Origin of the sequence: Pseudoxanthomonas daejeonensis, assembly GCF_010093205.1 — a bacterium.
Taxonomy (GTDB): domain Bacteria; phylum Pseudomonadota; class Gammaproteobacteria; order Xanthomonadales; family Xanthomonadaceae; genus Pseudoxanthomonas; species Pseudoxanthomonas daejeonensis.
Window position 1 is genome coordinate 60,529 of record NZ_PDWN01000001.1, and the last position, 23,551, is coordinate 84,079.

The 23,551-nt window shown below is 69.5% G+C and carries 22 protein-coding genes; 14 read left to right on the forward strand and 8 right to left on the reverse strand.

Annotated elements, in window-relative coordinates; genetic code table 11:
- The first annotated feature begins 18 nt into the window (after positions 1 to 18).
- The 7 genes from CSC65_RS00270 (at position 19) to CSC65_RS00300 (ending at position 7,397) form a co-directional block, all read left to right on the forward strand.
- The gene (locus tag CSC65_RS00270) at positions 19 to 492 is read left to right on the forward strand and encodes a DUF494 family protein (protein WP_162407968.1); all 474 of its coding nucleotides are present in this window, start codon (positions 19 to 21) and stop codon (positions 490 to 492) included.
- Between the two features lie 101 nt (positions 493 to 593).
- Positions 594 to 1,271: a pilin gene (locus CSC65_RS16285; RefSeq protein ID WP_162407969.1), complete on the forward strand. Its 678-nt coding sequence runs from the start codon at positions 594 to 596 to the stop codon at positions 1,269 to 1,271.
- 39 nt (positions 1,272 to 1,310) lie between these two features.
- Complete coding sequence (locus CSC65_RS00280; protein ID WP_162407970.1) at positions 1,311 to 2,285, forward strand: RDD family protein; 975 nt, start codon at positions 1,311 to 1,313, stop codon at positions 2,283 to 2,285.
- A 201-nt stretch (positions 2,286 to 2,486) separates the two neighbouring features.
- A complete protein-coding gene (locus CSC65_RS00285) occupies positions 2,487 to 5,000 on the forward strand; it encodes a DNA topoisomerase I (protein WP_162407971.1) in 2,514 nt (837 codons plus the stop codon).
- Between the two features lie 61 nt (positions 5,001 to 5,061).
- Positions 5,062 to 5,625, forward strand: coding sequence for an L-threonylcarbamoyladenylate synthase type 1 TsaC (gene tsaC / locus CSC65_RS00290; protein WP_162407972.1), 564 nt, complete (start codon positions 5,062 to 5,064; stop codon positions 5,623 to 5,625).
- A 130-nt stretch (positions 5,626 to 5,755) separates the two neighbouring features.
- Entirely contained in the window at positions 5,756 to 6,478 is a 723-nt protein-coding gene (locus CSC65_RS00295) for a DUF4124 domain-containing protein (protein WP_162407973.1), read from the forward strand.
- Positions 6,479 to 6,482: 4 nt separating this feature from the next.
- Entirely contained in the window at positions 6,483 to 7,397 is a 915-nt protein-coding gene (locus tag CSC65_RS00300) for a DUF4124 domain-containing protein (RefSeq protein WP_162407974.1), read from the forward strand.
- A 195-nt stretch (positions 7,398 to 7,592) separates the two neighbouring features.
- Here CSC65_RS00300 and CSC65_RS00305 read toward each other — a convergent pair whose 3' ends face one another.
- The gene (locus CSC65_RS00305; protein WP_238390214.1) at positions 7,593 to 8,399 is read right to left on the reverse strand and encodes a sulfite exporter TauE/SafE family protein; all 807 of its coding nucleotides are present in this window, start codon (positions 8,397 to 8,399) and stop codon (positions 7,593 to 7,595) included.
- Positions 8,400 to 8,493: 94 nt separating this feature from the next.
- Between CSC65_RS00305 and CSC65_RS00310 the strand changes: the two genes are divergently transcribed.
- From CSC65_RS00310 to CSC65_RS00320, 3 genes are all read left to right on the forward strand, one after another.
- Entirely contained in the window at positions 8,494 to 10,476 is a 1,983-nt protein-coding gene (locus tag CSC65_RS00310; RefSeq protein WP_162407975.1) for a transglycosylase SLT domain-containing protein, read from the forward strand.
- Between the two features lie 31 nt (positions 10,477 to 10,507).
- Positions 10,508 to 11,761, forward strand: coding sequence for a multifunctional CCA addition/repair protein (locus CSC65_RS00315; protein WP_162407976.1), 1,254 nt, complete (start codon positions 10,508 to 10,510; stop codon positions 11,759 to 11,761).
- 77 nt (positions 11,762 to 11,838) lie between these two features.
- Positions 11,839 to 13,479 carry a glycoside hydrolase family 43 protein gene (locus tag CSC65_RS00320; RefSeq protein WP_202922798.1) on the forward strand — a complete coding sequence of 547 codons (1,641 nt, stop codon included), beginning with the start codon at positions 11,839 to 11,841 and terminating at the stop codon, positions 13,477 to 13,479.
- Positions 13,480 to 13,560: 81 nt separating this feature from the next.
- Here the strand turns inward: CSC65_RS00320 and CSC65_RS00325 are convergent, their stop codons facing one another.
- Together CSC65_RS00325 and CSC65_RS00330 are read right to left on the reverse strand one after the other, a co-directional pair.
- On the reverse strand, positions 13,561 to 13,953 hold the full coding sequence (locus CSC65_RS00325) for a DUF1801 domain-containing protein (protein ID WP_162407977.1): 393 nt from the start codon (positions 13,951 to 13,953) through the stop codon (positions 13,561 to 13,563).
- Positions 13,954 to 14,047: 94 nt separating this feature from the next.
- The gene (locus tag CSC65_RS00330) at positions 14,048 to 14,380 is read right to left on the reverse strand and encodes a hypothetical protein (protein ID WP_338015080.1); all 333 of its coding nucleotides are present in this window, start codon (positions 14,378 to 14,380) and stop codon (positions 14,048 to 14,050) included.
- A gap of 297 nt (positions 14,381 to 14,677) precedes the next feature.
- Here CSC65_RS00330 and CSC65_RS00335 point away from each other — a divergent pair, with 297 nt between their 5' ends.
- From CSC65_RS00335 to CSC65_RS00350, 4 genes are read left to right on the forward strand one after another with little or no spacing between them, the layout of a single operon-like run.
- Positions 14,678 to 15,103 carry a YciI family protein gene (locus tag CSC65_RS00335; RefSeq protein WP_162407978.1) on the forward strand — a complete coding sequence of 142 codons (426 nt, stop codon included), beginning with the start codon at positions 14,678 to 14,680 and terminating at the stop codon, positions 15,101 to 15,103.
- A 25-nt stretch (positions 15,104 to 15,128) separates the two neighbouring features.
- Entirely contained in the window at positions 15,129 to 15,563 is a 435-nt protein-coding gene (locus CSC65_RS00340; RefSeq protein ID WP_162407979.1) for a VOC family protein, read from the forward strand.
- A gap of 36 nt (positions 15,564 to 15,599) precedes the next feature.
- Positions 15,600 to 16,010: a VOC family protein gene (locus tag CSC65_RS00345; RefSeq protein WP_162407980.1), complete on the forward strand. Its 411-nt coding sequence runs from the start codon at positions 15,600 to 15,602 to the stop codon at positions 16,008 to 16,010.
- Positions 16,011 to 16,059: 49 nt separating this feature from the next.
- The gene (locus CSC65_RS00350) at positions 16,060 to 17,334 is read left to right on the forward strand and encodes an RNA polymerase sigma factor (RefSeq protein ID WP_162407981.1); all 1,275 of its coding nucleotides are present in this window, start codon (positions 16,060 to 16,062) and stop codon (positions 17,332 to 17,334) included.
- A gap of 126 nt (positions 17,335 to 17,460) precedes the next feature.
- Here CSC65_RS00350 and CSC65_RS00355 read toward each other — a convergent pair whose 3' ends face one another.
- From CSC65_RS00355 to CSC65_RS00375, 5 genes are read right to left on the reverse strand one after another with little or no spacing between them, the layout of a single operon-like run.
- On the reverse strand, positions 17,461 to 18,573 hold the full coding sequence (locus CSC65_RS00355) for an acyltransferase family protein (protein WP_162407982.1): 1,113 nt from the start codon (positions 18,571 to 18,573) through the stop codon (positions 17,461 to 17,463).
- Positions 18,563 to 19,717: an N-acetylglucosamine-6-phosphate deacetylase gene (gene nagA / locus CSC65_RS00360; RefSeq protein ID WP_162407983.1), complete on the reverse strand. Its 1,155-nt coding sequence runs from the start codon at positions 19,715 to 19,717 to the stop codon at positions 18,563 to 18,565. The genes CSC65_RS00355 and nagA overlap by 11 nt, the downstream gene beginning before the upstream one ends.
- Complete coding sequence (locus CSC65_RS00365) at positions 19,717 to 20,784, reverse strand: SIS domain-containing protein (protein ID WP_425501281.1); 1,068 nt, start codon at positions 20,782 to 20,784, stop codon at positions 19,717 to 19,719. The genes nagA and CSC65_RS00365 overlap by 1 nt, the downstream gene beginning before the upstream one ends.
- On the reverse strand, positions 20,781 to 21,854 hold the full coding sequence (locus tag CSC65_RS00370; RefSeq protein WP_162407984.1) for a LacI family DNA-binding transcriptional regulator: 1,074 nt from the start codon (positions 21,852 to 21,854) through the stop codon (positions 20,781 to 20,783). The genes CSC65_RS00365 and CSC65_RS00370 overlap by 4 nt, the downstream gene beginning before the upstream one ends.
- Before the next feature lie 46 nt (positions 21,855 to 21,900).
- Entirely contained in the window at positions 21,901 to 23,187 is a 1,287-nt protein-coding gene (locus tag CSC65_RS00375) for a sugar MFS transporter (RefSeq protein ID WP_162407985.1), read from the reverse strand.
- Positions 23,188 to 23,551: the final 364 nt, after the last annotated feature.

The window sequence follows — 23,551 nt, forward strand, 5'->3', positions numbered from 1 at the left end:
GGGCGCAGGCCGAGGGCAATGAAAGAAAGCATTCTGGACGTTCTGCTTTATCTCTTCGAACACTACATCGGTGACGATGCGGACACCCTCCGCGACCGCGATCCGCTGCAGGAAGGGCTGATCGAAGCCGGCTTCAGTCCAAGCGAAATCAGCAAGGCCTTCGACTGGCTCGACGGGCTGGCGGAGCAGCGCCCGGCCGCAGGCGATGCGCGCGTCGACGGCCCGGTGCGGGTCTACCACGGACCCGAGCTGGACAAGCTCGACGTGGAATGCCGCGGCTTCCTGCTGTTCCTGGAACAGCAGCGCGTGCTCGATGCGGACCAGCGCGAGCTGGTGCTGGACCGGGCCATGGCCCTGGACCAGGACGAGCTGGACCTGGATGACCTCAAGTGGGTGATCCTGATGGTGCTGTTCAACCAGCCCGGCGCCGAAGCGGCGTACGCGTGGATGGAAACGCAGATGTTCGGCGAGGAAGCCGAACCGGTGCACTGATCGGCATCCGCGTGCCACGATGACCCCGGAAGCCGGCGCAAGCCGGCTTCCGCGCATCCGGGGCATGGGGTAACGTGGACGCGCACGCTACGGGGAATCACATGAGCGACTGGTATTACGCCACTGCCGACGGGCAGCGGCACGGCCCTTTGCAGGCCGCGGATTTGCGCGCACTCGCCGCCAGTGGCGCGATCGGTGCGCAGACACTGGTGTGGCGCGACGGCCAGGCGCAGTGGCGTCCATTGCAGGATTTCACCGCCGAGCTGGAACTGGCGGCACTGCCGCCGCCCTTGCCCGCGGCGTCGATTGCGCCCGTGGCTTCCGCGCCGCGGCCCTCCGGCCTGTCCGGTTGCGCGATCGCCGCGTTGATCGGTGTTGCGGGCGTGTTCTTGATCGCCGTCGTCGGCATCCTCGCCGCGATCGCCCTGCCCGCGTACCAGGACTACACCCTGCGCGCGCACACGTCCGCCACCATCGCGCAGGCCCAGGCATTGCAGTCGGCGGTTACCGAGTTCATGGCCGCCAACGACCGCTGCCCTCGCAACGGCGATGAAGGCTTCGGCGATGCGGACAGCTACGCGCAGGCGAACCTGGGCCCGGTGACGTTCGGCGAATTCGAAGGCAGCGACCTGTGCGGGCTGGAAGCGACCATCGCGGCCCCCGGCAAGCCCGCGCTGGACGGCAACGCGATCTGGCTGGAATACGACCCCAACGGTGCCGGCTGGCAGTGCAGCTCGGAAGTCGAGGACAAGTACCTGCCGGTCTCCTGCCGTGGCTGAGACGCGCCCCACCGATCCATCCAGCAAGGAACGCACCGCATGACCGAGTGGTACTACGCCGATCGCCAGCGCAGGCAGATCGGCCCGCAGCCGGCAGAAGCCCTCGTCCAGCGCTTCCGCGCCGGCGAGATCGATGCGGCGACCCTGGTCTGGCGGGACGGGTTGCCAGCCTGGCAGCCGCTGGGTTCGCTGCGGGCCGAGTTGGGCCTGGAGGACGCGGCGGCGACCCTGGACTTCCGCATCGAACCGGTCCTGGCCGCCTCCGTGCCGCCGGCCGATGCAACGCCAGCGGCCGCCCCGGGCGGCGGCGGCGTGGCGCCTGCCTCCGCGGGGGCCTACAGCCCCTACTCCGCACCGGTGGCAATGATGGATGTCCGTGCCGGCGCCGACCCGGTCCACGGCGGCGACGTGGTCATGGCAGGCCTGTGGCGCCGCTTCGCCGCCAGTGTCGTCGACGGCCTGGTCACCGGCGTGCTCAGTTACGCCCTGCTGATCCCGCTGATGCTGGTATTCGGCATGAGCCTGTCGAGCCTGGCCCAGAACGAGCTCGCGGGGGCAGGGGCCAGCGTGACCTTCCTGTTCCTGAACTACGCGATCAGCTTCGGCGTGCCGATGCTGTATTTCGCGTGGATGCACTCGTCCGGCACCCAGGCCAGCCTGGGCAAGATGGCGGTCGGGGCCAAGGTCGTGCGCACCAACGGCGAGCCGATCGGCTTCGGCCGGGCCCTCCTGCGCTACCTGGCCTACCTGCTGTTCGTGCTCTTCACCTGCGGCCTGGGCGTGCTGATCTCGGGCCTGATGGTCGCCTTCACCGAGCGCAAGCAGGCCCTGCACGACATGCTGTGCGACACCCTGGTGGTGGACAAGTGGGCCTACACTGACCGCCCGGAATGGCAGGAACGCGGGCTCGGCACGGTCACCGTGGTGATCCTGGTGCTGTTCGCCCTGATGTTCGTGGCGATGGCGGTGGCGGCGATCGCGATGATCGGACTGTTGTCGTCGATGAAGTGGTAAAAGGGCTCCCCATCGGGCCGGGCGGCGGAACGCCCGGCTTGACACGGCCGGCCACGGCGTGATTCACGTATAAAAAGGACAGCGACCACGCCCGGGGGGCCCCTCCCGGGCGTCGGCTTCTCTGGCGACAGCGTTCTTCACGTGACGCTAACCGCCCGCATCCGGTCCCGGAAGGACCGCCGCCGCACCCAGACTATTGCCATGCCCAAGCATCTCCTCATCGTCGAATCGCCCGCCAAGGCCAAGACGATCAACAAATATCTCGGCAAGGACTTCACCGTCCTGGCCTCCTATGGGCACGTGCGCGACCTGGTGCCCAAGGAGGGAGCGGTCGATCCCGAGCGCGGCTTCGCCATGCGCTACGACCTGATCGAGAAGAACGAGAAGCACGTCGAGGCGATCGCCAGGGCGGCAAAGGCGGCCGACGACATCTGGCTGGCGACCGACCCGGACCGCGAAGGCGAGGCGATCAGCTGGCACATCGCCGAGATCCTCAAGGAACGCGGCCTGCTCGGCAACAAGCCGCTGCACCGGGTGGTGTTCACCGAGATCACCCCGCGTGCGATCAAGGAGGCGATGACCCAGCCGCGCGCGATCGCCGTGGACCTGGTCGATGCACAGCAGGCGCGCAGGGCGCTCGACTACCTGGTCGGCTTCAACCTCTCGCCGGTGCTGTGGCGCAAGGTGCAGCCGGGCCTGTCGGCCGGCCGCGTGCAGTCGCCCGCGCTGCGGATGATCGTCGAACGCGAGGAGGAGATCGAAGCGTTCCGGGCGCGCGAGTACTGGAGCATCGGTGCCGAGCTGGCCCACGCCTCGCAGCCGTTCACCGCCAAGCTCATCAAGCTCGACGGGCAGAAGTTCGAACAGTTCACCATCACCGATGGCGACACCGCCGAAGCGGCGCGCCTGCGCCTGCAGCAGGCAGCCGCCGGTGCGCTGCATGTCACCGACGTGGCCAGCAAGGAGCGCAAGCGCCGCCCGGCGCCGCCGTTCACCACCTCGACCCTGCAGCAGGAAGCATCGCGCAAGCTCGGCTTCACCACGCGCAAGACCATGCAGGTCGCGCAGAAGCTGTATGAAGGCGTGGCCCTGGGCGACGAAGGCACGGTCGGCCTGATCAGCTACATGCGTACCGACTCGGTGAGCCTGTCGCAGGAAGCCCTGGCCGAGATCCGGGACGTGATCGCGCGCGACTACGGCACCGCTTCGGTACCCGACAAGCCCAACGTCTACCAGACCAAGTCCAAGAACGCGCAGGAAGCGCACGAGGCCGTGCGCCCGACCGCCGCGTTGCGCACGCCTTCGCAGGTGGCGCGCTTCCTCACCGACGACGAGCGCAAGCTCTACGAACTGGTGTGGAAGCGCGCGGTCGCCAGCCAGATGGTGCCGGCCACGCTCAACACCGTCTCGGTCGACCTGGCCGCCGGCAGCGAGCACGTGTTCCGCGCCAGCGGCACCACGGTGGTGTTCGCCGGCTTCCTGGCGGTGTACGAGGAAGGCAAGGACAGCAAGGCCGCCGAGGACGAGGACGAAGGCCGCAAGCTGCCGGCGATGAAGACCGGCGACCGCGTGCCGCTGGATCGCATCCACGCCGACCAGCACTTCACCCAGCCGCCGCCGCGCTTCACCGAAGCGGCGCTGGTCAAGGCGCTGGAGGAATACGGGATCGGCCGGCCGTCCACCTACGCCTCGATCATCCAGACCCTGCTGTTCCGCAAGTACACCGAGATGGAAGGCCGCGCGTTCAAACCCACCGACGTGGGTCGCGCGGTCAGCAAGTTCCTGTCCGTTCATTTCACCCGCTACGTGGACTACGACTTCACCGCGAACCTGGAAGACGAGCTCGATGCCGTCTCCCGCGGAGAGGAACAGTGGGTGCCGTTGATGGCGAAGTTCTGGGCCCCGTTCAAGGAACTGGTCGAGGACAAGAAGGAATCGCTGGACCGCACCGACGCCGGCAGCTCGCGCGCGTTGGGCACCGATCCGAAGAGCGGCAAGGAAGTCAGCGCGCGCATCGGCCGCTTCGGGCCGATGGTGCAGATCGGTACGGTCGAGGACGAGGAAAAGCCCAAGTTCGCTTCGCTGCAGCCGGGCCAGAGCATCTATTCGATCTCGCTCGACGATGCCCTGAAGCTGTTCGACATGCCGCGCAACCTCGGCGAGAACAACGGCGAGCAGGTCAGCGTCGGCATCGGCCGCTTCGGCCCCTTCGCCAAGCGTGGCAGCGTCTATGCCTCGCTCAAGAAGGAAGACGACCCGTTCAAGATCGACCTGGCCCGCGCGGTGTTCCTGATCGAGGAGAAGGAAGAGATCGCGCGCAACCGGATCATCAAGGAATTCCCGGGCAGCGAGATCCAGGTGCTCAACGGCCGCTTCGGTCCGTACCTGAGCGACGGCAAGCTCAACGGCAAGATCCCCAAGGACCGCGAACCCGCCTCGCTGACCCTGGCGGAGGTGCAGAAGTTGATGGAGGAGACCGGCAAGCCGGCCCGCCGCGGCTTCGGCGCCAAGAAGACGGCTGCTAAGAAGGTCGTCGCGAAGAAGGCCCTTGCCAAGGAAGCCGCTGCGCCGAAGAAGGCCGCGACGAAGAAGGCACCGGCGAAAAAGACCGCGAAGAAGGCGGCGAAGAAGAAGCCCGCTAGTAAGGCCGCAATGAAGAAGGCGCCGCCGAAGAAAGCGGCGCGGTCGGCCGCGGACGACGCCCCCCCGTTCTGAGAACCCGGTCACCCCGGACCTTCATCCCGCGCCATCAATCGCGCGACTAACATCGCCCGCCATGGCCCGCACCCTCGCCATCGACGAAGCCTCCGCGCTGCTCCAGCGCGGAGGCGTGCTCGCCTACCCGACCGAGGCGGTTTGGGGGCTGGGCTGCGATCCGGACAACGAGGCCGCCGTCCTGCGCCTGCTGGAACTCAAGCAGCGCCCGGTCGAGAAGGGCCTGATCCTGGTCACCGCGCACCTGGATCCGCTGCGCCGCTGGCTCGACCTTCCCGCGCTGCCGGCCGAACGCCTGGCGCGCGTGCTGGCCAGCTGGCCCGGGCCGCACACATGGGTGATGCCGGCCGCCGCCGACGCGCCGGCATGGATCACCGGTGGGCGCGACAGCATCGCGGTGCGGATCAGCGACCACCCGGTCGTCATTGCCCTGTGCGAGGCGTTCGGGGGCGCGCTCGTTTCCACCAGCGCCAACCGCGGCGGTGAACCCCCGGCGCGCAGCCGATCCGAACTGGATCCGGTGCTGGACGAGGCCATCGACGGGATCGTCGCCGGCGATACCGGGGAGCTGGCGCAACCCACGCCGATCCGCGTCGCCCGCGACGGCAGCCTCCTGCGATCCTGATTGCAAGCTGGCATCCACGCGCGTCGCGCTAGGATGGCGACATGTACTGCCTTCCGCTCCGGCGCACCTGCATCGCCCTCGCCGTAGCGACTGCTCCGGCGCAACGCGGCGGCAATCCGACGGACTGACCATGCGCGGCCACGCGACACTCCTGCTCCTGCCGCTTTTTGCCATCCTGCCGGCCCCGCCTGCTGGCGCGCAGCAGGCGGCCACGGGCGGCGTGACCATCTATCGCTGCGTCGACAGCCGCGGCCAGCTGGTCGCGCTGCGCGATTCGCCCTGCCGCGACGGCGAACGCCAGGAAACGGTGCAGATGCAGCGCCCGCAGGATCCGCCGGCGCGGGCCGCTTCCACCGCTACGCCGGTAGCGGCCAGCGCACCGGTCGCGCCCGATCGCGAAGTCCGCATCATCACCGTGGCAGAGCCGGCACCGGTGTACGAGTGCACCGCACCGGACGGCACGACCTACACCAGCGCCTCCGGCGAAGGCCAGTCGCGCTGGGTGCCGTTGTGGACGATGGGCTACCCGGTGGGACCGGGGCCACGGCCGCGACCGCCGCAGCCCGGCCTGCCGCCGGTCAGGCCCGCCGGTCCCGCTCCGGTTGCCGCCGGTGCGGGCCGGCCTCACGGCGGCGGGCACAGGCCATCGCCCGGGGTGATCGTGCCCGGCGGCACCTGGGTGCGTGACTCGTGCGTGCGCCTGTCGCGGGAGGAGGTGTGCGGAGCGCTCTCGGACCGGCGCTACGAGATCCTGCGCGTCTACCATGCCGGCATGCCGAGCGAACGTGCGGCGCTGGATCGCGAACAGCGCGAAATCGATGCACGCATGGCCAACGAATGCAGGACGCCCTGAACGCATGTTCCGCCTGAACCGACGCTTCTTTTTCCGCCCGATGCACGTATCGCTGGTACTCCTGCTGTGCACCCTTGCGGGTACGGCCGCCGCACAAGGCACCACGATCTACCGCTGCACCGACGCAGCCGGCGAACTCACCGTGCAGAACCGGCCCTGCCCGGCGGGCAGCACCCAGCGCCAACAACAGGTGCAGGGCGTCTCCAGTGCGCCGGCCGGCGCCACGCCCACGGCGGCTCCCCTACCGGCTCCAGCCGCCATGCCGCCCCCGGCTCCCGTGCCGGCTGCGACGGCGCAGGTGCTGACGGACGCCGCGCCCACGGCGCTCCAGACGATCTACCGCTGCACTGACGCCGCCGGCAACCTGACCGTGCAGAACCTGCCCTGTCCTTCCGGAACGACCCAGCGCCAGCAGCAGGTTCAGGGCGTGTCGAACACACCGGCGCGCGCACCGACCGCATCCCCGACGCCCCCTGCCCCGGCGACCACCGACAGCGGTGGATTCGTCAGCACGTCCACCGGTCCCGAGCCGCGCATCCTCGACAGTGCCAACCTGCCACGGACCCCGCCGCCGCAAGCACCCGAACCCGACCCCGGGCGTCTGCCGCCTCCGCCGCTGTTCCGCTGCACCACCTACGACAACGACGCCTATCTGAGCGAAGAACAGGAGCAGCCGCCGCGCTGCCTGGCGTTGCGTACCGTCGGCCTGGACGGCAATCCGGCCGGTGGCGCCGGCAGGGCCTGCGAAGTGGTACGCGACCGGTGCGCGCGCGTCCCCGATGGCTCGGCCTGCGAAGCGTGGCATCGCTATGCACGCGAAGCCGAATCACGCTTCCGCTTCGCCCACCCGGACAACGTCGAACGACGTCGCATCGAATACGAGCGCCTGGCGAAGATCGTCGGCGAAAGCTGCGGTTGAGCGGCAGCATCCTGCCCGGACACCCGGCGCCTTCGCGAGCCCGCCTCCGCTGATCCCTGCAAAATCCCGTCGCAGCCCCACCCTTGCAGGAGGGGGTGCGACCGCGATCCCGATTCCCCTACCCCGGGCGTCACGCCCCCTGTGGTGTGCCGCGCGAGCCGGAACCACGTGTCGCCGGTGGCACGTCGCGTCGACTCAGCCCGACCAGGGCACGCTCAGTCCGACTGCCAGCAGGAACAGCGCGAATACCCGCCGCAATGCCTCGCCGCTGAGCCGGTGTGCCAGCCGCGTGCCCCAGGGCGCGGCCACGACCGAAGCCACTGCCACGCCCACGGCAGCGGGCAGGTAGACGTACCCCCACCCGTGCGCAGGCAGCGCGCCGGCCGGTGCATGCATCGCGTAGCCCAGCGCGCTGGACAGTCCGATCGCCACGCCGCAAGCGCTTGAGGTGCCGACGGCGCGCACTGGCCTGACCCCGCGCCAGACCAGGAGCGGCACGGTCATGCTGCCGCCACCGATCCCGACCACCGCCGACAACGCGCCGATGCCGCCACCGGCCACGCTCATCGGCCAGCCGCGCGGAGCCTGCACTTCGCTGCCATCGCCCGGGGCGCGGGTGCGTCCGAAGCCGATCTGCCACGCCGCCACCAGGCAATAGACCGCGACGATCCAGCGTAGCGCACCATCATCCAGCGCCACGGCCACGCCACTGCCCAGCCAGCCTCCCAGCAGCAGGCCCGGCACCATCCACGCGACCGTGGGCCATAGCACGCTGCCGCGCCGGGCATGCGCACGCGCGGACGAGGCGGCGGTGAGCACGATGCTGGCGAGGGAGCTGGCCAGCGCGGCGTGCATCGCCGCCTCCTGCGGCACGCCGAACAGCGGCAACAGCCAGGCCAGTGCCGCGACCAGCACCAGGCCGCCGCCGATCCCGAGCAGGCCGGCGAGGACGCCGGCCACCAGGCCCAGCAGCGGGAACAGCAGGAATATCAGCGGTGACAAGATGACGCCTCCGGTGCGGGCCCCGTCGTGACGCGGAACGGCGCGAAAGCCGCATTGTCACGGCCATTCAGGCGCGTTGGGTATATTCGAGCGCATGTCGCCGCCCGCCACCACCCTTTCGCTCCAATACCTCCACCGTTCCGCACTGGCACTGCTGCTGGCCGTGCCCTCGCTCGCCCTCGCCCAGGCCTCCGCTTCCGGGGCGGACAACGATGCGGCGATGAAGGCCGCCATTGGCGCCGCACAGCGCGGCCAGCTGGCGGCAGGACAGGCCGAATCCCTGCGCAACGATCCGCGCCGGCCGTGGCTGGAATACGCCCAGCTGTCGCGCAACCTCGACACGGCCGATGCCGCGCAGGTCCGTGCCTTCCTGCAACGATACGACGGCCAGGCATCCGCCAACGCGCTGCGCCCGCTGTGGCTGGCCTCGCTTTCGCGGCGCCAGCAGTGGAACGATTTCCTCGCAGACTGGCGCCCCAGTGACGATGCCGCGCTGCGCTGCGCGCGGCTCAACGCGCAGCAGGCGCTCGGTCGCACCGAAGCGGACTGGAACAGCGACGCGCAGGCCCTGTGGCGAAGCGGCAAGTCGCTGCCCGATGCCTGCGACACGACCTTCGCCACCCTGGCCGCGCGTGGCGGCCTGGACGATGCACTGCGCTGGGAACGCTTCGACCTGGCCGTGGCCGAGGGCGATCCGGGCGTGATGCGCAGCGCGGCGCGCGGCCTTGCGGCCGATGCGCTCGCGCTGGCCCAGGACTATGCCGCCTTCGTGCAGGCCCCGCATGCACGCGCCGCGCAATGGCCGCGCGACGCGCGCAGCCGGCAGGTCGCCGCCGCCGGCCTTGCGAAGCTGGCCAGGAACGACCCCGATGGCGCCGAGCGCCAGCTTGCGCAGCTGGCGCCGGTACTGGGCATGGATGAAGCGCAGCGTGGCCAGGTGCAGTACCAGGTCGCGCTGTGGACCGTGGCCTCTTACCTGCCCGATTCGGCGCGGCGGCTGGCCGCGGTGCCCGAACCGGCCTATGACGAACGCCTGCACGAGTGGCGCGCGCGCGAAGCGATGGCCCGCAGCGACTGGAAGGCCGCGCTCGACGCGATCCGCAGGATGCCGACGAAGCAACGCGAGGACTCGCGCTGGCGCTGGTTCGAAGGCCGCATGCTGGAAAAGACCGGTCGCGGCGCCGAAGCACAGGCGCTGTTCCGCAGCGCGGCCGCTTCGCCGACCTTCCATGGATTCCTCGCCGCCGACCGGCTCAAGTTGCCCTATGCCTTGTGCCCGTGGGACCCGGCCGACCCGCCGGCGCTGCGCAAGGAAGTCGCGCGCGATCCTGCACTGGTCCGTGCGCTGGCGCTGCAGCGGATCGACCAGCCGGGCTGGGCGGTGCGCGAGTGGAACGATGCGCTGACCCGCTTCGACGACGCCCGCCGCCGCACTGCGGTAGCGCTGGCGCAGGAACAAGGCTGGTTCGACCGCGCGGTGTTCTCGCTGGGCAAGCAGCCCGACGAGCAGCGCCTGTACAAGCTGCGCTTCCCGCTGCACCACGACGCCGACATCCGCGCGGCCGCCAGGCGCAACGACCTGGATCCGGCCTGGATCGCCGCCGAGATCCGCGCCGAGAGCACTTTCAATCCCAATGCGCGCTCGCCGGCCAACGCGCGCGGCCTGATGCAGTTGCTGCCGGGCACCGCCGCCGGCGTGGCCCAGCGCACCGGGCTGCCGTATGCCGGCGCCGAAAGCCTGTACGACTCGTCCACCAACATCGCCCTGGGCAGCGCCTACCTGCGCGAGATGGAGGACAAGTACGGCCAGACCTACCAGGCCATCGCCGCCTACAACGCCGGGCCGACGCCAACTGCACGCTGGCTGTCGCAGCGGCCCTCGCACGATCCGGACCTGTGGATCGAGACGATCAGCTACAAGGAAACCCGCGACTACGTGGCCCGCGTGCTGGCCTTCAGCGCGATCTACGACTGGCTGCTCAACAAGGACGCGCTCCCGGTCAGCGAACGCCTGCTCGGCCACAACGCGGGCGCGCGCAAGCGCTTCGCCTGCCCGACTCCGGCATTGGCGATCTGAGCCGGAGGGGCCGCACGCTACGATGGGCGCCATGGATACCTATCTTGTCGGCGGCGCGGTACGCGATGAACTGCTGGGACTGGCGCCCGGGGACCGCGACTGGGTCGTGGTCGGCGCCACGCCGCAACGGATGCTCGATGCCGGCTTCAAGCCGGTAGGCAGCGACTTCCCGGTGTTCCTGCACCCGCGCACCGGCGAGGAACACGCGTTGGCCCGGACCGAGCGCAAGAGCGGGCGTGGCCATCGTGGATTCGTGGTCGACGCCGATCCGGCGGTGACCCTGGAAGAAGACCTGCAACGCCGCGACTTCACCATCAACGCGATCGCCCGCGACGCGCAGGGCGACCTGGTCGATCCCTATGGCGGCGTGGACGACATCGATGCGCGCGTGCTGCGCCATGTGGGGCCTGCCTTCGCCGAGGATCCGCTGCGCGTGCTGCGTGCGGGCCGCTTCATGGCCCGCTTCGCACCGCTGGGTTTCACCGTCGCGCCGGAAACCCTGTTGCTGATGCGGCAGATGGTCGCCAGCGGCGAACTCGATGCGCTGGTGCCCGAGCGCGTCTGGCAGGAACTGCGCAAGGCGCTGGCCGCGCCGCAGCCCTCGGCGTTCCTCGCCACGATGCATGCCTGCGGCGCGCTGGCGGCGATCCTGCCCGAGGTCGATGCGCTGTACGGCGTGCCGCAGCGCGCGGAGTACCACCCCGAAATCGACACCGGCGTGCACCAGCAGATGGTCAGCGACATGGCCGCGCGCCTGGCTCCCGGCGATGACCTGGCCGGCTTCGCCGCGCTCACCCACGACCTGGGCAAGGCACTGACGCCGGGCGACGTCTTGCCCAAGCACATCGGCCACGAACATGCCGGCCTCAAGCCACTGGCCGCGCTGTGCGAACGGCTGAAGGTGCCGCTCGAACACCGCCGCCTGGCCGAAGCGGTGTGCCGCGAACACCTCAACGTCCACCGCCTGGCCGAACTGCGCGATGCGACCGTGCTCGAACTGCTCGAGCGCTGCGATGCCCTCCGCCGGCCCGAACGCGTGGCGCGTATCGCGCTGACCTGCGAGGCCGACGCGCGTGGCCGCCTCGGCAGCGAGGATGCCGACTACCCGCAGGGCCCCGAGTTGCGCCGGGTGCACGCGGCCGCGCTGGCGGTGAACGCGCGCGATCTGGACGGCGGCGGAGGCCTCAGTGGGCCGCAGGTCGGGGAAGCCGTGCGCCGTGCGCGCGTGGCCGCGATCGGACAGGCCCGCACGCTGCGCCGGTCGCAGGAATCCGGCGGCGCCTGACGTCGCGGCCCACCGGCTTTCGCCTGCAGGTACCCTTGCGTTGCGCGGGCATTGCCGCGATGCCAGGGAAGTAGTTCGTGCACGACGCCACTGCTCCCCTTCCCACCGTGCTGCGACCGCTCCTGCTTGCGCTGGCGCTGGCATGCCCGCCGGCAATGGCCGCCGAGCCGCCGCCTCGCGACTACGCCAACCCCATCCTGTTCGCCGACTACTCCGATCCCGACGTGATCCGGGTCGGCGACGACTACATCATGGTCGCCTCGACCTTCCACTTCTCGCCGGGCCTGCCGGTGCTGACATCGAAGGATCTCGTGCACTGGACCATCGCCGGCCATGCCCTGCCGCGGCTGCCGTTCGGACCCGCCTACGACCTGCCCGGCCCGCTCGACTTCGACGACAGCTCCGCGCGCGCGCGCCTGGACCCGGCGATGGGCCACCGCTACAGCGCCGGCGTGTGGGCACCGTCGATCCGCCACCACGACGGCCGCTTCTTCATCTTCTTCGCCACGCCGACCGACGGCATCTTCATGGTTTCCGCGGAGAAACCCCAGGGCCCGTGGAGTTCGCCGGTCGCGCTGGTCGCGCAGGCCGGTTTCGAGGATCCATCCCCGCTGTGGGACGACGACGGCAGCGCCTGGCTGGTCCACTCGAAGGTCGGCGCCGGTCCGCTGATCCTGCGGCGGATGACGCCCGATGGCACCCGCGTGCTCGACGCCGGTACCGTGATCGTCGAAGACCCGGTGAACCTGCCGGTCCTGGAAGGCCCCAAGCTGCTCAAGCGCAATGGCTGGTACTACATCTTCGCGCCCTACGGCGGCGTGGAGAAAGGCCCGCAGGCGGTGCTGCGCGCGCGCGACATCCGCGGTCCCTACGAATGGCGCACCGTGCTCGCCCAGGGCGATACCGATGTGCAGGCGCCGCACCAGGGCGGTTACGTGGAGACGCCGTCGGGCGAAGGCTGGTTTGCCCACTTCAACAGCACCGGCGCCTACGGGCGCATCGTCCACCTGCAACCGGTGCGGTGGATCGACGACTGGCCGCTGATCGGCGAGCCCGTCTCCGCCACCACCGGCCAGCCGGTCGCCACGCATCGCATGCCCGACGTCGGCCGCGTGCATCCACCCGTCTATCCGCAGGCCTCCGACACATTCGACACCACCACCCTCGGCCCGCAGTGGGAGTGGAACCACAATCCAGTCGATACGCACTGGAGCCTGGTCGCGCGCACGGGCTACCTGCGCCTGACGGCGATGTACGCGCCCGGCTTCCTGGCCGCGCGCAACACGCTCACCCAGGTCCACCAGGGCAGTGCCTCGCGTACCACCGTGCGCTTGGACGTATCGGCGCTGCAGGACGGCGAACGCGCCGGGCTGGCGATGCTGCAGGTGCAGCCGAACTGGGTCGGCGTGGCGCGGCACGACGGCGTACGCCACCTGGTGTTCGCTTCGGCCGGCGTGGAAACCCGCGGCCCGCGCGTGGACGGCACCACCGTACAGCTGCGCCAGCACGTCGCCGACCAGGGCGTGCGCTACGAATACAGCCTCGACGACGGCCGCAGCTTCGTCGCGCTCGGCGAGGCCAGGCCCATGCGCTTCAGCTGGTGGAAGGGCGCGCGGCCGGCGCTTTTCAACTGGTCGACCCTGGACAACTCGACCGCGCGCGGGCACGTGGACATTGACCGGGTGCGGGTGGAGACGCTGGCACCGGTACGGCGCTGAACCGGCGACCGGATCCGTCGTGACAAGCCCCCGCAGCGGCGATGCGTGGAAGCGGCGCCGGACAGCCAGGCGGGCTCCGGACTAGGGCAGCCGCTCCAGTCGTCCCTTCCGGCGGACGATGTTCTTGTAGTCCCACTGGATCGTCCGCGACTTGCCGACCCAGCGCTGCAGGTCGGCGATGTCGATCTCCGACACCTCGTTGTAGAACACCGAGGCGTCCTTGAACTTCTTGCCGACGACGGCCAGCCCGGCCTCGTCGAAGTCGGCGCCGCTCCAGAACATCAGGCGAATGCCCGGCTTCTGCAGGCTGTAGCCGGCGATCGGATTGCCGTCCAGGAACCACACCGGATGCGCGTGCCAGATCTTGTTTTCGGCACCCGGCAGGTGGGCGTCGATCTCATGGGCGAGCAACTCGCAGACCGCGCGATGGGCCGGCTTCTGGCGTGCGTTGTAGGCCTGGATCTCGGGGTGCATGGCATCACTCCAGCGACAGGGCGGTGACGGAAATGGAGATGGATGGATGCACGCACTGCAGCAGCATCCGGCCCGCGCGTCATCTCCGACCGCCTCAGGGACCCGCCTTGATCGCGTAAGCGGCGGCGCCGAGTCCGGCGACCAGCACGAGCAGGACCACGAAGCCGAAACGCAGGCGCAGCGGAATCGGAATGCGACCGAGCTCGCGTTCGGTCAGGCGGGTGTCGAGGAGCCAGCCGTGATTGCATTGCGTGCAGGCCAGCTGGTAGCGCTTGTCGTAGACGAACCCGAAGAGCAGGTCGAACTCGCCGAACTTGTATCTGAGCTGCGGCTCGAACGGCCTGACCTCGTCGCAGCGTGGGCAATGGTGGTCCTCGTGCGGGCCGATGGCCAACACCCGCTCTCCCTGGCCGACCATGAACATCATGCTTGCATCCTCTCCGACACGTGCACGCCTGGAACCGGGTTCCGTTCCGGTGGATCGAAGGCCAGCAGGACTGCTGCCCCGCGAAGCCCGACCGCCGCTGCCCGACTGGACGGGGACTGTCGCACGCCGCGGTCTACCCGGCGACAAGCCGGTCACGGAATGGGCCGCCCGAACTCCTGGACGCGATCCGCTGCGGCCCGTGTCGATTCCGGCGCCGGCCGGCCGTCGTACCCCGAAGCCCGCGTGGACGGCCGCACGCCGCCTGGCAGGTCGTTACCCACTGACGAGGACACGGACATGCGCGTGATGGTGATAGTGAAGGCCTCGCCCGGCTCCGAGGCCGGCACGATGCCGGACGAACGACTGCTGGCCGACATGGGCCGGTTCAACGAGGAGCTGGTCAGGGCCGGCGTGATGCTGGCCGGCGAAGGCCTGCATCCGACCTCGCGCGGCGTGCGCGTCCAGTTCTCCGGCAGCGGGCGCACGGTGGTCGATGGCCCGTTCGCCGAGACCAAGGAACTGGTCGCCGGATTCTGGCTGTGGCAGGTGCGCTCGATGGACGAGGCCATCGAATGGGTCAAGCGCTGCCCGAACCCGCACATGGAAGACAGCGAGATCGAAATCCGGCCGGTGTTCGAGGAAGACGACTTCGGCGCCGAGTTCACCCCCGAGCTGCGGGAGCAGGAACGCCGCCTGCGCGACGAGATCGCCGCGCGCAATTGAACGCCCACTCCTGGAGGACATGCACATGCCACTGAACACCTACCTGAGCTTCGACGGCGACTGCCGCCAGGCGCTGGAGTCGTACGCGGAACTGCTGGGCGGCACGGTCATGGGGATGATGACCTTCGGCGAGATGCCACCGCAGGAAGGCTGCGGCGAAATGCCGGCTTCGGTGAAGGACCGGATCATGCACGGCTGCGTCGAGATCGGCGGGCACCTGCTGATGGGCACCGATGCCACGCCGGACCATCCCTACCGGGGGATCACCGGTTCCTACATCACCTTCCAGACCGCGGACGTCGCCGAGTCGGAGCGGGTGTTCGCCGCGCTATCCCAGGATGCCCGGCGGACCGAGATGCCCCTGCAGCAGACGTTCTGGGCCAAGCGTTACGGCAGCCTGGTGGACCGCCATGGGGTGCCGTGGATGGTCAACTGCTCCGATCCCTGCCCCGAGGGCTGAACCCCATCTCCCGCCACGCGCAACGGAAGCCCGCCCATGCCCCGCAAGCTCTTCGTCAACCTGCCGGTGAAGGACCTCGATCGTTCCGTCGCGTTCTTCACCGCGCTGGGGTTCAATTTCAACCCCCAATTCACCGATGCGAACGCCACCTGCATGATCGTCTCCGACGACAGCTTCGTGATGCTGCTGGTGGAGCCGTTCTTCCAGGGCTTCACCGCCAAGCCGCTCGGCGACGCCCGCCAGCAGACCGAAGTGCTGCTGGCGTTCTCGCTGGACAGCCGCGAGGAGGTGGACGAACTGGTCGGCAAGGCGGTGGCCGCGGGCGCGACCATCACCCAGCCGGCGCGCGACCATGGATTCATGTACCAGCAGAGCTTCGCCGACCTCGACGGCCACCAGTGGGAGCCCTTCTTCATGGACCCGGACGCGGTGCCGCCTTCGACATGATGGAGCGGGCACTTGTCCGGCTCGCGTGGCGATGGTGTGATCGCCACGCATGAGCGACCACCGGCCCCACCACGACATCCATCGCACCATCGACGCCGTCTGGCGGATGGAGTCGGCGCGCGTCATCGCCGGGCTGGTGCGCATGGTCCGCGACGTCGGCCTGGCCGAGGAACTGGCGCAGGACGCGCTGGTCGCGGCGCTGGAGAAATGGCCCGAGAGCGGCGTGCCGGACAACCCGGCCGCGTGGCTGACCACTACCGCGCGCAATCGTGCGATCGACCGCCTGCGCCACCTCAAGCTGCGCGACCAGAAGCATGTGGAGATCGCCTACGAGCTGGAGCAGTGGCAGGCCGAAGTCGACCAGCACAACGGGGAGCTGCTCGACGATCCGGTCGGCGACGACCTGCTGCGGCTGATGTTCATCAGCTGCCATCCGGTGCTGCCGCCGGAATCGCGCGTTGCGTTGACCCTGCGGCTGCTTGGCGGCCTGGAGACGGGAGAGATCGCACGCGCATTCCTCGCCGCCGAAGCCACCGTGGCCCAGCGCATCGTCCGCGCCAAGCGCACGCTGGCCGAGGCGAACGTGCCGTTCGAGATCCCGCGCCGCGAGGAGCTGCCCGAGCGCCTGTCGGCCGTGCTCGGGGTGATCTACCTGGTCTTCAACGAAGGCTATGCGGCCAGCAGCGGCGACCACTGGATCCGCCCGGGGCTGTGCGAGGAAGCGCTGCGCCTGGGACGCGTGCTGGCCGGACTGATGCCGGACGAATCGGAAGTGCTGGGACTGGTCGCGCTGATGGAAATCCAGGCCTCGCGCCTGCACGCACGCATCGGCGCGGATGGCGAACCGGTGCTGCTGCTTGACCAGGACCGCTCGCGCTGGGACCGGCTGCTGGTCGGCCGCGGCCTGGCCGCGCTGGAGCGCGCGCAAAGACTGGGCGGTGCGCTTGGGCCCTATGCATTGCAGGCAGCGATCGCGGCCTGCCACGCGCGCGCGGTCACCGCCGCCGATACCGACTGGGTGCGCATCGTCGCCTTGTACGATGCGCTCGCGCAGCTTTCGCCATCGCCCGTGGTCGAACTCAACCGCGCGGTGGCAGTCTCGATGGCGTTCGGCCCCGAGGCCGCGCTTGGGCGCGTGGACGCACTGCGTGACGAACCAAAGCTGGCGAGCTACCACCTGTTGCCGAGCGTACGTGGCGACCTGCTGTTCCGCCTCGGCCGCCTCGGCGAGGCACGCGGCGAATTCGAGCGTGCCGCGGCGATGACCGGCAACACCCGCGAACGCGACCTGCTCCTGGCGCGGGCGGCGGAATGCCAGCCCTGACATCCCTGCCTTGCAGGAGCGGGCACGACCGCGACACCCAGGCCGTCGAAAGCGGCCGGAACATCGCCCGTACCGACGCGCCGGCTTCGCGACAAGAAGCCGGTCCCGCCAAGACTGTCCCCGGAATCAGACCTTGATATGCCAGCCGCGCCGGTCCATCGCACGCACGACCAGCCACCAGAACCCGACGAACGCCAGCGCGAACGCGAGTGACGGCAGGTAGGGACCGAAGCGCGGCGTCATCCAGCCTGCGAATCCGATCCGGTAGACAGGCTCCCACCAGCCCAACGCCGCGAACAGGTACACCATCACCGCCGAACCCGCGTAGGCGGCGATTGCATTGACGCCGAAGCTGCGACCCAGCGCCGGCCAGCGCCGCCGATCGACCAGCACATGGGCCGCGGCCAGCGCGAGCATCGCCCAGCCCCCGCTCCACAGCACATAGGACGACGTCCACAGGTTCTTGTTCCATGGCAGCAGCTGCGCCCAGAGCAGGCCCAGCAGCAGCGCGGCAACGCCACCGATGCAGAGCGCGCGCGGCCGGCCGTGCCGCAGCCAGTCACCTGCACGCAGGCCCAGCAATGTGGTCGCCAAGGCCCCGAGCGTGCTCGGCAGGCCTTCGGGATCGTGACCCCGCCCCGTCATCGGATCGAACTGGTACAGCCACGGCCCCAGCAATGCGGTATCGACGCGACTGGCAAGGTTGACCCACGGCTCCAGGCTGCCACCCCAGGCCAGCAGCGCCCACCAGCCCAGCAGCAGCGCACCGGTCAGCAGCCACTGCGCGCGTGGCCGCAGCCACAACGCCACCGCGCCGGCGGCGAGGAAGCACAGGCCGATCCGCTGCAGCACGCCCCAGGGCCTGAAATGCGGCATTTCCATCCACCACCACGCCAGCACGTGCAGCAGCAGGCCGAGGCCGACGATGCGCAACGCACGCACGGCGACCGAGCGCATCAATGCGCCGCGATCGGCTCCGGCTTCCATGCGCGGCACCACGCCCAGTGCGATCGAGACACCGACGATGAACAGGAAGAACGGGAACACCAGGTCGGTCGGCGTGCAGCCGTGCCATTCGGCGTGCAGCAGCGGCGCGTACACATGACCCCAGTCGCCGGGATTGTTCACCAGCAGCATCGCCGCCACGGTCAGCCCGCGCAGCGCATCGACCGAAGCGAAGCGCGGCGCGCGCGGGCTGGCGGTCACGCCCGCCACGCCGGGAATGCGGTCACGCGACATCCTCGCGCGCGCCGGCGATCCAGGTCGAGCGCACCTGCAGCGCGTCGTCCAGCAGGACCAGGTCGGCCTGGAAGCCGGGCGCGATGCGTCCATGGCGCCGGCCCAGGCCGAGGAATTCGGCCGGGTAGGTCGCGGCCATGCGCGCGGCCTCGTCCAGTGGCAACCCCAGCAGCTGCACGCAGTTGCGCACGGCGGTCGCCATGTCCAGCGCCGAGCCCGCCAGCGCGCCGGCGGCGTTGCGCACGACGCCATCCACGGCGGTGATCACTTCGCCATACAGCGCGAAGGCCGGATCGTCCGAACCCACCATCGGCATCGCATCGGTGACCAGGAAGATCTTGCCGGGCGGCTTGGCCGCCAGGGCCACCCGCAGGCTGGCCGGATGCACGTGCACGCCGTCGACGATGACGCCGCACCAGCTGTCGCGATCTTCCAGCGCGGCACCGACCGCGCCGGGCTCGCGCCCCTGCAGCGGCGTCATCGCGTTGTACAGGTGGGTGAAGCCGCGCAGGCCCGCATCCAGTCCTGCGCGCGTCTGCTCGTAAGTGGCGGCGGTGTGGCCGGCGACGACGATGGCGCCACGGGCGACCATCATCCGGATCGTGTCCAGCGGCACCTGCTCCGGCGCCAGGGTGATCAGGGTGACGCCGTTGTCCAGCGAGGTCGCCATTGTCGCTTCGACGGCATCCGGTACGCGGAACTTCGCCGCATCGTGGGTGCCCTTGCGTGCCGGCGCGATGTACGGGCCTTCCAGGTGCACGCCGAGCACGCCGGGCACGCCCGCCGTGATCGCGTCGCGGGTCGCGTCGACCGCACGCGCCATGACCGCGGCATCGTCGCTGATCAGGGTCGGCAGGAAACCGGTGGTGCCGAACCTGCGGTGCGCGCGCCCGATCGCGGCGATCGCTTCGACACGCGTGTCGTTGTTGAACAGCACGCCACCGCCGCCGTTGACCTGCGCATCGATGAAGCCGGGCAGCAGCCAGCCGCCCTCGAGGTCGTGCACTTCACTGGCCTGCACTCGCGCCTGTCCCGCCGGCACGAGTGCGGCGATGCCGCCTGCATCATCGAGAAGCACCGCGAGATCGTCGGAGAATCCTTCACCGACCAGGATCTTCGCGTTGACCAGCGCGCGCAGCGCCATCAGACCGTCTCCGTGACCTTGTTGAGGTGCGGCGGCAGGTCGGGATTGTGGCCGCGCCGCAGCGCCAGCGCGTTGATCGCGCGATAGAAGCTCTGCACGGTGAGCAGCGGAGCCAGCGCGGGATGCGCGGCCTGCGCCAGTGGCAACTGGACGCTGGAAGGCGCCGTCGACGACGCCCCCCGTGCCGAGGCCACCCAGACCTCCGCACCGCGCGCGTGGAACTCGTCGGCCACGGCGAGCGCGCCGGCGCCGGTTTCATCCGGCTGCGCGAACACCAGCACCGGGAATCCGGCCCCGACCAGTGCCATGGGCCCATGCTTGACCTCGGCCGAGCTGTAGGCCTCGGCATGCAGGCCGCAGGTTTCCTTGAACTTCAATGCCGCTTCCTGGGCCGCGCCCAGGCCCAGGCCACGGCCGAGCACGAACAGGTTGCGTGCATCGACCAGCCCGTCGGTAAGCGTCGACCAGTCCTGGTTCCATGCTTCGCCCAGCGACTGCGGCAGGGTATCCAGTGCGGCAAGCAGTCCGGGCTCGTCCTTCCAGTGCGCGACCAGCTGGGCGATGGCCGCCAGCGAAGCCAGGTAGCTCTTGGTCGCGGCGACGCTCTTCTCCGGGCCGGCGCCCAGCGGGATCACCGTGTCGGCCAGTTGCGCCAGCGGCGAGTCCTCGACGTTGACCAGCGCCACCACGCGTGCGCCTGCGGCCTTGGCGGCTTCGGCGTTGCGCAGCAGGTCAGGGCTCTTGCCCGACTGCGAGATGGCGATGAACAGCGCACCTTCCAGTCGCAGCGGCGCGGCGTACACCGAGCCGATCGACGGCGACAGCGACGCAGTGACGATCCCCAGCTGGGTTTCGATCAGGTACTTGGCGTAAGTGGCGGCATGATCGGAGCTGCCGCGCGCGCAGGTGGCCACGAACGGTGGCGGCGATGCCCGCAGTTGCGATGCCAGCGCGGCGACGGTTTCTCGGTTGCGCGCGAACTGCCCGGCGACCAGGGCCGCGGTTTCCGCTGCCTCGTTGAACATCAGGGTCTGGTGTGCTGCGGGCAGCGCGATCGGCATGTTCATGCTTCTGAGGAAGGGGTCGGAGGTCGCGGGCGCGCCTGCAGCGGCGCCGGCGCGGTGGAGCCGCGGACCACCAGCTGCGGCACGAAGCCCTGGTTGGTCACGGCCAGCGGGTGGTCGTCGTAGGCGTCCTGGCGCAGGCTGCCGATCAGCAGGCGCGCCGCGTGCCGGGCAATGTCCTCGGTGGCCTGCTTGGCGGTGGTCAGCGCGGGCCACGACTGGCGCGAGAACGGGCTGTCCTCGAATCCGGCGATGGACAGGTCGTAGGGCACGTTCAACCCCACCGATTTCGCCGCGGCCAGCACGCCGGCGGCGATCTCGTCGTTGCTGCCGAAGATCGCGGTCGGCGGCTCGCGCAGCGCGAGCAGGCGACGCGCACCGCGGAACCCGTCGTCGAAGGTGTAGTCGCCCGGGACCACCAGGTGCTTGTCCAGGACGATGCCGTAGTCCTTGAGCGCCGCTTCGTAGCCGGCGTAGCGCTCGCCGGAGGAGTGGTGCTGCGCCCCGCCCCAGAGGAAACCGATGCGCTGGTGGCCGAGCTGGATCAGGTGCTCGGTGACTTCGTACGCGGCGTCGCGGTCGTCGATGTAGACGCAGGGACCGTCGCCGGGATCCTCGGTGGCGGCGATGATCCGCACCACGCGGATGCCCTTCGCGACCAGCGCGGCGACCAGGTCCGGCCGCTCGGACATCGGCGCGGTCAGCACCAGCCCGGCCAGGCGCGAGCGCTGCACCAGCTCGGCCAGTTCCTCGGCCAGCAGTGGCGAGGTGGAATCGCAGGGCTGGATCTGCAGGCCGAATCCGGTCTCGCGACAGGCGGCGAGTACGCCGTTCTGCACGCCGATGATGTGGTACGCGTTGGGGTTGTCGTACACCAGGCCGATCACGAACGGCGTGCCGCTGCGCAGGTTGCGCGCCGTGGCGTCGGGCTCGTAGTCGAGGTCGGCGATGGCGGCCAGCACGCGCGAGCGCGTGGCCTGCATCACCGACGGTTCGTTGTTGATTACCCGCGACACCGTCTTGAGCGAGACTTTCGCCCGCTCGGCGACGTCCTTGATGGTCGGCCTGCGCATGCCTTCAGCTGCCTTTTTAATCGATCCGCCGTCCATGATGCGGCAATCAGCGCGCCGCCGGCAGTCCGGCACGGTGGCCGCGCAGGGCGTAGTAGAGGATGTACAGGTAGCAGGGAACCATCAGCCCGGCGAAGACCCACTGGAAGTCGGCGTGCTGCTTCAGCACGGCGAACGCCTGCGGAATGATCGCGCCACCGGCGATACCCATGATCAGCAATGCCGAACCGATTTCGGTGAAGCGGCCCAGGCCGCGGATCGCCAGCGGGAAGATCGCCGGCCACATCATCGCGTTGGCGAAGCCCAGCGCGGCGACGAAGCCCACCGATACGTAGCCCTGGGTCAACAGCGCGCCCAGCGAAAGCAGTACGCCCAGCACCGCCGACACGCTGAGCCAGCGCTCCTGCGAGACGAAGCGCGGGATCAACGCCAGGCCGGCCAGGTACCCCAGCAGCATCGCGGCCAGGGTGAAGGAGGTGAAGAACTTGGTCTGGTCCAGCGGCAGGCCGAAGGCGTGGCCGTAGGTGCCGATCGCATCACCGGCCATCACTTCCACGCCGACGTAGACGAACAGGCACAGCACGCCCAGCCACAGGTGCGGGAACTGGAAGATGCTGGTGCGCCCGCGGGCACCACCGGCAGCCGGCGTCGCATTGGCCTCCGCCGGGCTGATTTCCGGCAGCGGCGAGAACAGCACCGCAACGGCCAGCAGCAACAGGATCCCGGCCATGACCAGGTACGGCGTGTGGATCTTGGCGGCGAACTCGTTGAGCAGCTGGGCCTTGGTCGCCGCGTCGGCCACCTCGACCTGGCCGGCCAGGTCGCCGATGCCGTGCAGCACCAGCGAACCGATCAGGATCGGCGCGAGGATGCCGGCGATCTTGTTGCAGATGCCCATCAGCGCGATGCGCCGGGCCGCGCTCTCGATCGGGCCCAGGATGGAAATGTAGGGATTGACCGCGGTCTGCAGCAGCGCCAGGCCACCGCCGATCACGAACAGGCCGCCCAGCGCACCGCCGAACCAGCGCCGCGTGGCGAACTCGCCGAACATCATCGCGCCGACCGCCATCACCGCCAGGCTCAGCGCCAGGCCCTTCTTCATGCCGGTGCCCTTGAGGATCCACGACGAAGGCAGCGCGAGGAAGAAGTAGGAAAGGTAGAACACCATCAGCACCAGGAACGCCGAGATCTCGCTGACGTCGAAGGCGAGCTTGACGAAGGTGATCAGCGGCCCGTTGATCCAGGTGAAGAACCCGATGATGAAAAACAGGCCGCCCACGATCGCGATGGACGTGGCCAGGCCGGTGCGCGCGGGCGCGGTGGTGGTAGCGGACATGGATTGCGGTGCCTCCCCGGCAGGTGGTCGTTTCGCCCCGGGCGCCGTCGCCGGCGCAGGTCAGGAGCGGGAACAACGTTGTCACATTCTTTCCGCCGGCGCGCCCTCCTTGTCAACCGCGTGTCGCCTTCCTTGACCACGGGACGTGCTGCTTCGCAGCATGGATTCGCACTGGGCATTAAAGATGAATACGTCGTATGTGCCTGATTTAGCACCATGAATGTACTCAATAGGAGATGACAGCGCTGACGAAATGACGATTTTGGTGCGAGACGACACAAGCCCCAAGCAATTTGTCGTGATGTGTTGACATCGTTGTCAGACCACTTCCACACTCCGTCGCATTCGTGCCACCGGCCAGGGA